Consider the following 12,285-nt stretch of genomic DNA (forward strand, 5'->3'; position numbering starts at 1 on the left):
CTCCTATATCTCCTGTTCCCCCAGCATCATCCGGACAGTGCTGATAAATGCCATCAGGGTTTTTGATTGATATTTTTTCGAAAGATAATTTACCACGATCGGCCTTTGACTGAGTTTATCCTCGATAACACAGATTTTATGGTGTGAAAAATCATAGTAGGAATAGCGGATAAACGTCATGGGACAGACGATGGCTCCCAGCCCTTCGGAGCACATGGACAGCAGCGTTCCGACATTGATCGTTTCAAGGAATATATTTGGCGTGATTCCGATTTTCCGGAAGAACTTTTCGCAGAAATTTCCTATCTTCGTATCATTGGTTATTGAAATAAAGGGAAGCTTTTCCAGACACATGAGTCCCTTCTCATAGGAGAGGGAAGAACCGTGTATGGTATCGTCACTGGGGAAATACTCCGCCAAAAGAACATCGGGAACAACGATTACAAAACTTTCACCGTAAAGGGGGATGCTTGTAATCCTCTGGGTGTCTGTCGGCAGAAAACCGATGCTGACGTCCAACTGGCCGTTTTTGAGCGCATCCTCCACTTCGGTCGTATTACCCTCGAACAGTTTGAGCTTGACAGACGGGTATTGCCGGTGGAATGTGTTGATGATGGAAGGCAGAAGAACCTGCGCCCGGACATGAGTGCTTCCAACGGTAAGGGAGCCGCCGATAAAACCGCTGATGTCCACCAGCTCCTGTTGCAGATCGCTTTGGATGGCAACCAGCTCTGCGGCCCGTTTCTTCAGATGAAAACCGGCGGGAGTAAGCGTCAGGGGGGTGCCTCTGTTGAACAGAGGCACTCCGAAAAAGTCTTCCAGCTTCATGATGTGGCCACTTAATGACTGCTGTGTGATATATAGCTTGTCCGCTGCTTTTCTGAAATTCATTTCTTCAGAAAGCACTAAAAAGTATTGTAGGTTAAGAAAGTTAATCAAAAAGATGGCCCCCTTCTAATAAGCGAAATTTATTGTGGCGATATAATGTCTCATTAATAAGCTATAGTATACCACCAGGCCGGTTGAGAAGCAAATATGGAATATCAAGAAATGCCGATTTGCAGCAGCAGTTTATGACAGGCAAACGCCTGTTAGCTTGTCAGAGGAAAGCTGTTAGACAAAATGTGCAATAATTTGTATATTTATAGTAACTATTCTGAAAGTTGTTTGGGATTTTAAGAGTAGATAGAAGAGGAGGAATATACCTATGAAGAAAAAATTGATGGCATTATTGCTGGTATTTACAATGACGGCCGGTACTCTCGCAGGCTGTGCGACGCCTGGTTCTTCCGAAAAACCGGCAGCTTCTGAGACCGGCGCTAAACAGGGAGAAGAAGGCAAAAGCGCAGGGCAGGAGGACAGGATTACGCTCACCTATGCACAGACAAAGGATGTGGACAGCCTGGATCCCAGAAATGCGACATCCACGATCACGGCAGCCATGATGGCCCAGATTTTCAGCGCTCTGGTGACTACCGACGAAGATTATAATATCGTATGTGATGCGGCTGAGTCGTATGAGCTAATCGACGACTGCACTTATAAATTCACATTAAAAAAGGGAATTAAATTTCACGACGGCGTGGAGATGACGAGCGAAGATGTGAAGTATACGATGGATACCATTCGCGCGGAAGGAGCTGACTATAAATTAAAAAGTGATTTTTCTTTTATGTACTGTGAGCCCATCGACGATTATACCATGTATATCAAGACAGATGAGCCGAACGCCTCCACACTGCTCCGTTTAAATTACATAAAGATTATTCCAAAGCATTACGTGGAACAGGTTGGAGACAGCGAATTTAATGCCAAACCGATAGGCTCAGGCCCTTACAGGATGGTTGAGTGGAATAAAGATGCATCAATTAAACTGGAAGCGTTTTCCGACTATTTTGGAACGAAACCGTCAGCCGACGAGCTGATATGCAAGGTGATTCCGGAGGCGTCGGCCAGGATTGCAGCCCTGGAGGCAGGGGAGGTTGATTTAATCAGCGCCGTAACCACCAGCCAGATTTCGCGTCTGAACAGCCTTGGCAATATAGAGGTGGTGTCCAAACCGACTACCCGTACCGTCTATTATACAATGAACAGCTTCGGTGACAGTCCGGTGACGGATTTAAAAGTACGGCAGGCCATCAACATGGCGATAGATAAGGATACCCTGGTACAGGGCGTGCTGGACGGCTATGGACAGCCCTGTAATTCACTGGCGCTCCCGATGTTTGAGGGCTATGATGAGTCGGTCAGGGGATATGAATACGATCCGGAGGCAGCAAAAGCGCTCCTTGCTGAAGCAGGCTACCCGGACGGCTTCGAGGTGGAAATGGAGGGTTCTTTCTCAGGACTCAGCAATGCAGCCGATATCGCACAGGCTGTGGGAGCCCAGCTGGCAGAAGTGGAAATAAAGACCGTGATAGTGGAAAAGGACAGCAATACGATTAAGGATGAATATGAGGCAAAGACAACCTCGCCGCTGACGTTTTACAGTTTCGGAGGCCCTTACAATAACATAAATCTGATCATGAAATGTGTACTGGGAACAGGGGAAAGATATTCAGCCTGGAGCGATCCGGAATACGATAAACTTGTGCATGATATCGATACTGCCGTAGATCCGGCTGTCAGCCAGGAGGCTTATACCGCAATCCAGCAATACCTTGTGGATCACGCCCCGGTAGTTCCGCTGTATCAGACGCATGCGATTTATGCGTACAATAAATATAAAATCAGCCAATGGATTCCCAGGGCAGATGAGATGCTGATACTAAATAATGCAAAAATTGACAAATAAACAGGTGTGATAAATATCTGTGATAGATAAGCAAAAAATAAAATTTGGGAGGATTCTGCGAGATGAGAAACATTTTGCAGAATCCTTTTCAAAAATGAAAGGGCAAGGGGCATATGGCAAAATATCTGGGCAAGCGGCTTCTGCAGTCGCTGATTGCAATACTTGGTATCACGATAATTGTTTTTCTTGTATTAAATATCGCCGGCGATCCGGTGGCTCTTATGCTGCCGGAGACTGCATCCTTTGAGGAAATTGCAGCGATGCGGGAGAAGATGGGATACAATGATCCCATTTTTGTTCAATATTTCAGGTTCCTGGGAAATGCGTTACATGGAGATTTTGGGATGTCCTATAACTACGGTGTACCGGCTTTGCAGATAGTTCTGGAGAGGGTACCGGCCACCGTTACGCTGGCTTTGGCAGCCATGGGAATTTCTCTTTTGATTGGCATTCCCGCGGGAATTATCTCCGCTGTAAAAAGAAATACGGTTCTGGATACGGTGATCCGTTCCCTGGCTCTTCTGGGACAGTGTGTACCTGCATTCTGGCTGGGAATTATGATGATGCTCCTTTTTTCAGTCAAACTCAAACTGCTCCCGACATCCGGATTTGACTCCTGGAGCGCACTTTTTATGCCGGCGTTTACACTGGGAGTATTCACGGCTGCGACGATTACAAGAATGCTGCGTTCCAACATGATCGAGATTATGAGCAAGGAATACATAGACGTGGCAAAAGCAAAGGGACTGAAGAATTTTGCGGTGGTAATGAAGCACGCCTTTAAAAATGCTCTCAGTTCCGTCCTGACCGTAGTCGGCCTGCAGATTGCAGGATTATTGGGAGGCTCCGTGATAACGGAAACGGTATTTTCGTGGCCGGGGATTGGACGGCTTCTGGTACAGTCCATCAATAACAGTGATTTTATGGTGGTAGAGGTCATCGTCATCTTGATGGCAGTTACCTTTGTCGTCGTAAACTTTATTGTGGATGTCCTCTACTGCGTCATTAATCCGAGAATCCGTTTACAGTGAGGAGGAAACAGTTATGTGGAAAAGCTTAAAAGACAGCAAAACAGGGCTGATTGGCGTAATTATTGTTTTGGTCGTATTTATTACGGCGGTTACTGCCACTCTGATTGTGCCTTATGATCCTGCAAAACAGGATTTGGTTAATAAACTGATGAATCCTGTATTTGCAGGAGGTACAACAAAGCATCTTCTGGGTACGGATCAGCTGGGGCGCGATATCCTGTCCAGAATCATTTACGGCAGCAGGGTTACAATTCTGGTTGCATTCTCAGGAACCATCTGTGCAGGAATCCTTGGGATCACGCTGGGAGCTTTGGCCGGTTATTACGGGAAATGGGTGGACTCCGTGATTATGCGTATTGTGGATATCCAGCTTTCATTCCCATTCGTACTTTTGGCCCTGTTTGTTGCCGCCGTCCTGGGACGTAGTCTGAGGAATATTATTTTAATCGCAGCCATCAGCAACTGGGTACAGTATGCGAGGCTGATCAGGGGTGAGATTCTCTCAGTCCGTGAGATGGAATATATTGAGGCAATACGCTCCGTGGGAGGGAAGAACGGGCGTATTATCCTTTACCATATCATTCCCAATGTTATCAGTCCAGTGATAGTTCAGGCGACGCTGGGAATGGCCCGAATCATACTAATGGAGGCGTCCCTGAGCTATCTGGGACTTGGCGTTCCCCTCGAAATTCCGACATGGGGAAGAATGCTGTCGGACGGCCGCGACTATATGCTGACAAATCCCTGGCTTGCAATCCTTCCGGGAATTGCAATCACTGTGACAGTTCTCGGCGTCAATCTGATGGGCGACTGGCTGAGAGATTACCTGGATCCGAAGCTGAATGTGTAACCGTGAGAGGAGGAAACAAAGTGAGTGAACCGATTTTAAAAGTTGAACATTTAAACGTAGTGTTTCACACCAAATATGGAGAAGCCTCTGCGGTAAATGATGTGAGCTTTTCACTGAAGAAGGGGGAAAAACTGGGGCTTGTAGGAGAGTCCGGATCGGGTAAGAGCGTTACGTCCAAAAGCATTATCAGGCTCCTGTCTTTCCCGCCGGCCCAGATTTCCGGAAAAATCATGTTTGAGGGTATAAACCTGCTGGAACTGCCGGAAGGGAAGATGTCTTCATACCGGGGAAACCGTATATCGATGATCTTCCAGGAGCCGATGGTAAGTCTGAATCCCTTATATACCATAGAGAACCAGATGATGGAGATTCTGTCCCGGCATGAAAAAATCGGAAAAAAGGAGGCCCGGGAACGGGTGCTTCAGATGCTGAAGACGGTGGAGATCCCGTCCCCGGAGGCGAGGCTGAAGCAATATCCCTTTGAGATGTCAGGGGGAATGCGTCAAAGGATTATGATTGCAATGTCATTACTTTGCCATCCGCAAATCCTGATTGCGGATGAACCAACCACTGCGCTCGATGTAACGATTCAGGCCCAGATTCTGGACTTGCTGAATCATCTGAACCAGACCTTTGGGACATCAATTATCATGATTACTCATGATTTGGGTGTGATTGCAGAGATGGCCGACAATGTGGCGGTCATGTACGCGGGCAGCATTGTCGAGAAGGCTCCGGTCAAAGAGCTTTTTGAATCACCGAAACATCCTTACACGGAGGGGCTTTTGGGCTCTATTCCAACCATGGAAGACAGCGGAAAACCGTTGGAAACAATTGAAGGAAATGTGCCCAGCATTTATGCTCTCCCCGAAGGCTGCGCGTTCAGGAACCGCTGCAGGTATGCCCGTCCGTGCTGTGGGAAAAAGAAACCAGAGGAAATAACTCTGGGTAACAGAACCGTAGCCTGTCTGAAGTATACAAATGAATGGGGGTGAGTTGCAGATGAAGACGGATAACGATATTTTAATGGAAGTAAGAAATTTAAGGAAGTGGTTCCCGGTCTCCGGCGGACTGGGGAAAGAGAAAAAGTACGTCAAGGCCGTGGACGACGTTAATCTCATCATAAAGAAAGGGGAAACACTGGGGATCGTGGGCGAGTCGGGATGCGGTAAATCCACCTTTGCCAGATTGATACTGAGGCTGATTGAAGCTACGGAGGGGCAGGTGATTTTTAAAGGCAGGGATCTGATGAAGCTGTCGGAGGAAGAGATGAGAAGAACCAGACTGCATATGCAGATGGTGTTTCAGGATCCCTATGCCTCGCTGAATCCCAGAATGAGGGTCGGAAGTATTTTAAGCGAGCCGTTTGTTATCCATAGGCTGTGTTCGGAAAAAGAAGCAAAGAAGAAGGCGGCTGAGCTTTTGGAACTGGTTGGTCTTGGCAGTGACAGCCTTAAAAAATATCCTCATGAGTTTTCCGGAGGACAGCGGCAGCGCATCTGTATCGCCAGGGCCCTGGCGGTGAGCCCTGATATGCTGGTCTGCGATGAATGCGTCTCCGCGCTTGACGTATCAATTCAGGCACAAATTATCAATCTGCTGGTGAAGCTGCAGAATGAACTGGGAATCGCCCTTGTGTTCATATCGCACGATCTGAGAATCGTACAGCATATATCGACCCAGGTGGCGGTTATGTATCTGGGCGAGGTGGTTGAGACGGCCCCGAAGGAAGAGCTGTTTAAAAGGCCCACGCATCCATATACAAAGGCGTTATTATCGGCTGTGCCGGTACCAAGACCGGGGGTTGAAAAGAACCGGATTGTCCTGCACGGGGAGCTTCCAAGCCCCATTAACCGTCCAAAGGGATGCAGCTTCTGTACGAGATGCTCTATGGCGGATGAGAGCTGCCGGCTGGCTCCTCCTCCCCGTATGCTGGTGGGGGATGGACATTACTGCCGATGTACAAAGGTCGGAGGAACTGTAAATCAAATAGTTTAAATAGAGGAAGGGGAAATTAAATGAAAACAGTGATTAGTGTATCCGGTACGCCATATGAGCAGGGCGTCCAGGAAGGAAAAAAATTAAGAGAGATCATCGAAAAAAACGTGGCTCTCGTCAGAGAGCGGATGGAGAGGGATTCTCTGAATAATGACCGGTACCGGAAATTTGTGGAGCGCAACCTTGGTTTTATGGAACGCTGTCATCAGGATCTCTATCAGGAGATGAAGGGTATCTCGGATGGTTCCGGAATTTCCTTTGAGGATATTATTTATCTTAATATTCCGGCGTATTTTATGAGCGAATACTTTAATCAGGAGTGCAGCATGCTGATGGTCCGCGGCAAGGCCACTGTGGACGGCAACACTTATGTAATCAAAAACAGGGATATGAGCATGTATATTGAACAGGCGGTGATCAAAAGGGAGTATCCGAACGGCCTTAAGATGGTGGAAATTAATGGGGCCGGAACCGTGACTTATCCGGCATGCGGGATGAACAGCTACGGCCTTGGCGTTACAAATACAGGTTTCTGGTCGGTAAAAGCGCCATCGGATGTGGAGCGTGTCGATGCGGCCCATATATTTTTGAATGCCCATCTTCTACTTTCGGAATGTAAGACGGCAAAGGAAGCTTTAGAGTATGTCAAAAAATCTCCCAGGCTGAACGGGCTGAATGTGATAATCGTAGATACGAAGGATGCTTATTGTGTCGAGATGACCAAAGACGATGTGGCCGTACAGGAGGATGACGGCAGCGGTGTGCTGTACCGTGCGAACCATTATGTTTCGGATAAGCTGAAACACTTAAATCCGGACATCACCCAGTATACATCCACCTATAAAAGATATGAGAGAATCGGAGAACTGGTCGGGGAGCGTTATGGAAAGCTGCGGTTCCAGGATTTATTCCGTATCATGTCGGACCATGAGAACGGACAAAACTGTATTTGCCGCCATCCGCACGACGGCGTACCGGCGAAGACGGTTTCCACCAGCATGTTTGTATTGGAGGACAGTGAGGCATGGGCGACCATCGGGAATCCCTGCGAGAATTTGAGATTCGTCTCGCTCGGCTGACGGCTCTAAAGTAAACGGAAGAGACGGTGAAAAAGAGAGAAAGAACGGGGCAGAATGCCCGGTGCCTTCTCTCTTTTTACTGAATTGGAAATTCTCATTGATACTGAACTGCATAAGCCGGAAGAGATATGGATAAGACTTAGATCCATCCACCGTCCAGCCCAATAATCTGTCCGGTCAGATAAGATTCCTTATATCCCAGATGGTAAGCCAGATCAGCTACTTCCTCCGCCTTACCCAGTCGTCCCGCCGGAATGTCTTCCATCAGTCCGATTAAGTCTTCCCTGTGCAGGAAGTGGTTCATCTCCGTGTCGATGGCGCCGCAGGCAATGGCATTGACCTGGATATTGCTGGGAGCCAGTTCCTTGGCGAGCGCCTTGGTAAAGGCATTGACTCCTCCCTTGGTGGCGGAATAAGCCACTTCGCAGGATGCGCCGCTTATTCCCCATACGGAGGAGATATTGACTATCTTTCCCTGCTGTTTCTGGAGCATCATTGGAACAGCCAGACGGCAGCAGTTAAATACCGAAGTGAGATTCGTCCGGATCATGAGTTCCCAGTCCTCCGGCTTCATATCCTGGAGCAGTCCGATGTAGGAAATCCCTGCGTTGTTTACGAGGACATCCAGGCCGCCGAACTGTTTTTTAATCTGTTTGAACAGTTCCTCACAGGAATTGTAATCGCCGGCATCCCCGACCCATGTCATACATTCTACATTATAGTTTTCAATTTCCACCTCAGTCAGCAGAAGCTGGTCGCGCCGGTGGACACAGGTGATAATTACGTTGTAGCCCTTTTTGGCATATTTTATCGCAATGGCCTTACCGATTCCCCGGGAAGCGCCTGTGACAAGTACTGTTTTTCTTGGCATAAAATCAACTCCTTTGAAAGTCAGTTTACTTTATATCCTGAACCGCGGGAGCTTCCCGCACGTCGCCGTAATCCATTTTTACCGGGACAGGCAGATTATCAGGATATTTATATTTTATCACGGATTGGAGAAAATGTCATGGAAAACGAATTTTTCAGCAGGACAGGAAACATTTGAAAAAATATAGTTACTTTTTACACGGTAATGTCCCGCTTGTTATTTTTTACAGCATTGCCGCTTTTTAACAAGGGTGTGAAAAGTAACAAAATATAAAAATGTAAGAAGTTTCCATCTAAAATATCTGTTCCATGCTGGAAAGATGTGGTATACTTAAAAGTAAGCTCAAAAGCCATGGATCCGTATGGCGATGACAAATGATAATACAGCAGTATACGTGATGATAAATTTAGGACAAGAACAGATTAGAATGATTGGAGGACAGCCAGATGGACAAGATACATGATCTGATCATTATCGGTTCCGGCCCGGCCGGCTTAAGCGCGGCCGTTTACGCGCAGCGGGCGGAGCTTGATACGGTGGTGATCGAGAGAAACATGATGAGCGGGGGACAAATTCTCAACACGTATGAAGTGGATAACTATCCCGGACTTCCGGGAATCTCGGGTTTTGATCTTGGAATGAAGCTGAGGGAGCATGCAGACAAGCTGGGAGCTGAATTTGAGGAAGACACTGTTACGGCCGCAGAACTGGGCGGCGAGGTTAAGAAGATAGTTTGTGAGAACGACACTTATCTGGCCAGGGCGGTAATCATAGCGACGGGAGCCCACCACAGAAAGCTCGGAGCCAAAGGCGAGGAGATTCTGACCGGGGCCGGGGTTTCCTACTGTGCAACGTGTGACGGAGCATTTTTCAAGGGGAAAACAACCGCGGTAATCGGCGGAGGCGATGTGGCAATAGAGGATGCCATATTTTTGGCCAGAATGTGCAGCAAGGTTTACCTGATCCACAGGAGGGATGAACTGAGAGGCGCGAAGAGCCTGCAGAACCGCCTGATGTCCCTCGATAATGTAGAAGTTATCTGGGATACTGTGGTTGAAGAAATTGTAGGTTCGGATAAAGTAGAGGCATTAAAGCTGAATAATAAAAAGACCGGTGAAAAGAGTGAACTGAAGGTGGACGGCGTATTCGTTGCCGTAGGAATCGAACCGGACAGCGGACAGTATGCCGGACAGGTTGAGACAGATAACCAGGGATATATTATAGCCGGCGAGGACGGACGGACTTCGGTAGACGGAGTGTTTGCAGCCGGGGACGTCAGAACGAAGGCGCTGAGGCAGATTATTACAGCGGCTGCCGACGGAGCAAACTGCATTACAAGCGCACAGAGTTATCTCACCAGGATTTAGGGGGAAGTTTCACATGAGAAAGGGTTTGAAGATACTGATGATGTCGTCTGCCTTCCTGTTGATTGCAGGAGGCGGTCCGTTTTCATCGGAAGCCGCAATGAATCTGGAGACAGATTCACCGGTGGCAGGTGCGTCGGTGGCTATCAATAATTATTATGCAGGCAGCCTGAACCCGGAGGAGGAGCTGGCTCAGGCATTTTCTTCCGAGGAGATGCTGGCCCGCGCCGCCACATCGGAACGGGCCGGGGAGGTGCCGGTCGTTAAAGCCGCAGGAAAATCGGCATATGATAATGTGGCCATTTCCCGTGTAAGCAATTATGTCAATGTAAGGTCGGAGGCCAATACCACAAGCGCCGTTGTGGGAAAGATTTACAACAACTGTGCCGCCACGATCCTTTCCACCGTGGACGGGGAGGGCGGAAAGTGGTACCAGATTCAGTCGGGAAATGTAAAGGGCTATATAAAAGCTCAGTATTTTATAACAGGAGCGGAAGCCGAGTCGATTGCAAGACAGGTGGGCACACCGATGGCCCGCGTCGCCAGCACGTCAACTCTGAGGCTGCGCGAGAAGCCCAGTCTGGACAGCCGTACACTGGACCTGCTTTCGCCTGATGCCGAGTACGTGGTAATCGGAGAAGAGGGAGATTTTGCGAAAATATCCGTGGACAACGATCTGGTCGGTTATGTATTCAAGGATTACATCGATGTCAGGGTTGAATTCAATAAGGCCGTTTCAACACAGGAAGAGCAGCAGAAGGCAGCGGAAGCGGCAAAACTGAAAAAAGAAGCGGAAGACGCGATAAAGAAGATGGAAGAGGCCAAAAAGGAAGCTGCAAAGCAGACGGCCGAGGCCCCCAAACAGACGACCAAGGCTCCGGCCGCCACGAAAGCTCCGGAGACAGCTTATACTGGTACGATAGAGGCCAACCCGAACAGTACGACGAAGGCTCCTGAACCGACAAAGGCTCCTGAAACCACAAAAGCGCCCGAGACCACGAAGGCGGCGTCGGGCAATAAAGGGCCGGGAGGCGGAAGCCCAGGTTCAAACGGACCGGGAGGCGGTTCCAGCGAAGTGGTTTCGGCCACACGCTCAGCCGTAGTGGCTTATGCCAAACAGTTCCTGGGAAATCCGTATGTATATGGAGGAACCAGCCTGACAAACGGTGCGGACTGCTCCGGATTTACACAGGGCGTTTATGCCCATTTCGGCATTACAACGGGGCGCAGTTCCAGGGATCAGGCGGCAAAGGGACGCGAGATATCGGTCAGCAGCGCACAGCCAGGAGATCTGCTGTTCTATGCCAGCGGCAACTATATCAATCACGTTGCCATGTACATAGGCGGAGGACAGGTGATCCATTCCAGTACTCCTGCTACGGGTATAACAATTTCACCGTCCAACTACCGGACTCCGTGTAAAGCGGTGACGTTCCTGGATTAATGATGGGAGCAGGGGATTATTGAAAAGAGATTAATATAAAATGATTTTACAGGCAGAAGGCTCTTAGGGTTTTCTGCCTGCTTGAGTTTACCACAAAACAGGAATAAAATGGACTGTCTGCACGGGATGTGATTCGTGAGCAGTCTATTTTTTATGCCAGAAAATAAGTTATAAAATATTACGTATCTGATGATTTTTACTTAACAAAATGTAAATAAAAGACAAATCGGAAAAATAGTTTTATGTTCAAAAAAAATAGTTTGACAAGGAAGGCGTATTATTGTAATATATAGTTAAATCGTTAATGTGATGAAGCATAAGTAAAAATCGGTAGTGTCAACTAATCTATGAAAAACAGAGTCGAAAAAAATAGGCTCAAAAGAACCTTGAAAATTGCAGATATTTATTCCGATAAGCTCTCCGAGGGCTTAGGGCGTTGCCCTAAGAACCTACAAGGGACTTGTCCCTTGAACCGTTTACGGGCTCTGCCCGAACCCGTCCTCGCCGGAAGGCAGGAAAAGGGCGCAGTTGCCCCTTTTGTGCTGGACAGGATAATCCGTGAGCCTTATGTCATAGACTTTCGCGGCATATCCTCACAGCCGGTTGCGCCGTCTGTTCCGGTATTCCACGGTTCTATTGACAACAGCTCCGCTCCGGTGCTGCAGTACCATTTTTCTGCATATTCAGGATGGTTTGTTGGCCAAGGAAGATAAGAAGCTGCCACTTGCCTGGCATGTTGTTGGCACCAGTCAGCAGCTCCACTTCGTTGAGGACTTTGTATCTATTGTGTTTGTGGGGGCGAAGGAAGTTGTAGTAAGCAACCCAGAGGGCCAGGTCATAGTTGGCGCCGTCGA

The 12,285-nt window shown here is 48.2% G+C and carries 10 protein-coding genes and 1 pseudogene; 8 read left to right on the forward strand and 3 right to left on the reverse strand.

Annotation, left to right across the window (positions count from 1 at the left end; translation table 11 throughout):
• Positions 1-3: 3 nt before the first annotated feature.
• A complete protein-coding gene (locus CLOSYM_RS00460; RefSeq protein ID WP_049943426.1) occupies positions 4-939 on the reverse strand; it encodes a LysR family transcriptional regulator in 936 nt (311 codons plus the stop codon).
• 268 nt (positions 940-1,207) lie between these two features.
• Here CLOSYM_RS00460 and CLOSYM_RS00465 point away from each other — a divergent pair, with 268 nt between their 5' ends.
• From CLOSYM_RS00465 to CLOSYM_RS00490, 6 genes are all read left to right on the forward strand, one after another.
• Positions 1,208-2,794 carry an ABC transporter substrate-binding protein gene (locus CLOSYM_RS00465; protein ID WP_021640522.1) on the forward strand — a complete coding sequence of 529 codons (1,587 nt, stop codon included), beginning with the start codon at positions 1,208-1,210 and terminating at the stop codon, positions 2,792-2,794.
• A 113-nt stretch (positions 2,795-2,907) separates the two neighbouring features.
• Positions 2,908-3,825, forward strand: a complete 918-nt coding sequence (locus CLOSYM_RS00470) for an ABC transporter permease (protein WP_009297089.1) — start codon at positions 2,908-2,910, stop codon at positions 3,823-3,825.
• A gap of 13 nt (positions 3,826-3,838) precedes the next feature.
• Positions 3,839-4,675, forward strand: coding sequence for an ABC transporter permease (locus CLOSYM_RS00475; protein WP_009297088.1), 837 nt, complete (start codon positions 3,839-3,841; stop codon positions 4,673-4,675).
• A gap of 20 nt (positions 4,676-4,695) precedes the next feature.
• Positions 4,696-5,670, forward strand: coding sequence for an ABC transporter ATP-binding protein (locus tag CLOSYM_RS00480; RefSeq protein WP_044902009.1), 975 nt, complete (start codon positions 4,696-4,698; stop codon positions 5,668-5,670).
• A gap of 7 nt (positions 5,671-5,677) precedes the next feature.
• Positions 5,678-6,673 carry an ABC transporter ATP-binding protein gene (locus tag CLOSYM_RS00485; protein ID WP_044902010.1) on the forward strand — a complete coding sequence of 332 codons (996 nt, stop codon included), beginning with the start codon at positions 5,678-5,680 and terminating at the stop codon, positions 6,671-6,673.
• A 20-nt stretch (positions 6,674-6,693) separates the two neighbouring features.
• Positions 6,694-7,752: an acyl-CoA--6-aminopenicillanic acid acyl-transferase gene (locus CLOSYM_RS00490; RefSeq protein ID WP_021640525.1), complete on the forward strand. Its 1,059-nt coding sequence runs from the start codon at positions 6,694-6,696 to the stop codon at positions 7,750-7,752.
• A gap of 139 nt (positions 7,753-7,891) precedes the next feature.
• On the opposite strand, the gene ymfI is transcribed toward CLOSYM_RS00490, so the two are convergent.
• A complete protein-coding gene (gene ymfI / locus CLOSYM_RS00495; RefSeq protein ID WP_003502809.1) occupies positions 7,892-8,623 on the reverse strand; it encodes an elongation factor P 5-aminopentanone reductase in 732 nt (243 codons plus the stop codon).
• Positions 8,624-9,069: 446 nt separating this feature from the next.
• Between ymfI and trxB the strand changes: the two genes are divergently transcribed.
• Both trxB and CLOSYM_RS00505 read left to right on the forward strand, forming a co-directional pair.
• On the forward strand, positions 9,070-9,990 hold the full coding sequence (gene trxB / locus CLOSYM_RS00500; RefSeq protein ID WP_003502811.1) for a thioredoxin-disulfide reductase: 921 nt from the start codon (positions 9,070-9,072) through the stop codon (positions 9,988-9,990).
• 13 nt (positions 9,991-10,003) lie between these two features.
• The gene (locus CLOSYM_RS00505) at positions 10,004-11,431 is read left to right on the forward strand and encodes a C40 family peptidase (protein ID WP_003502813.1); all 1,428 of its coding nucleotides are present in this window, start codon (positions 10,004-10,006) and stop codon (positions 11,429-11,431) included.
• A 633-nt stretch (positions 11,432-12,064) separates the two neighbouring features.
• Here the strand turns inward: CLOSYM_RS00505 and CLOSYM_RS23925 are convergent.
• Positions 12,065-12,285 (reverse strand): annotated as a pseudogene (locus CLOSYM_RS23925) (transposase); the annotation flags it as partial.

Origin of the sequence: [Clostridium] symbiosum ATCC 14940 (genome assembly GCF_000466485.1) — a bacterium.
In the GTDB taxonomy this organism is placed as follows: Bacteria; Bacillota; Clostridia; order Lachnospirales; family Lachnospiraceae; genus Otoolea; species Otoolea symbiosa.

Excerpts from the sequence above, each read along its gene's own strand:
- CLOSYM_RS00505 (WP_003502813.1), top strand. The coding sequence starts at position 10,004 with ATGAGAAAGGGTTTGAAGATACTGATGATGTCGTCTGCCTTCCTGTTG.
- CLOSYM_RS00490 (WP_021640525.1), top strand. The coding sequence starts at position 6,694 with ATGAAAACAGTGATTAGTGTATCCGGTACGCCATATGAGCAGGGCGTC.
- ymfI (WP_003502809.1), bottom strand. The coding sequence starts at position 8,623 with ATGCCAAGAAAAACAGTACTTGTCACAGGCGCTTCCCGGGGAATCGGT.
- CLOSYM_RS00485 (WP_044902010.1), top strand. The coding sequence starts at position 5,678 with ATGAAGACGGATAACGATATTTTAATGGAAGTAAGAAATTTAAGGAAG.
- trxB (WP_003502811.1), top strand. The coding sequence starts at position 9,070 with ATGGACAAGATACATGATCTGATCATTATCGGTTCCGGCCCGGCCGGC.
- CLOSYM_RS00475 (WP_009297088.1), top strand. The coding sequence starts at position 3,839 with ATGTGGAAAAGCTTAAAAGACAGCAAAACAGGGCTGATTGGCGTAATT.
- CLOSYM_RS00470 (WP_009297089.1), top strand. The coding sequence starts at position 2,908 with ATGGCAAAATATCTGGGCAAGCGGCTTCTGCAGTCGCTGATTGCAATA.
- CLOSYM_RS00465 (WP_021640522.1), top strand. The coding sequence starts at position 1,208 with ATGAAGAAAAAATTGATGGCATTATTGCTGGTATTTACAATGACGGCC.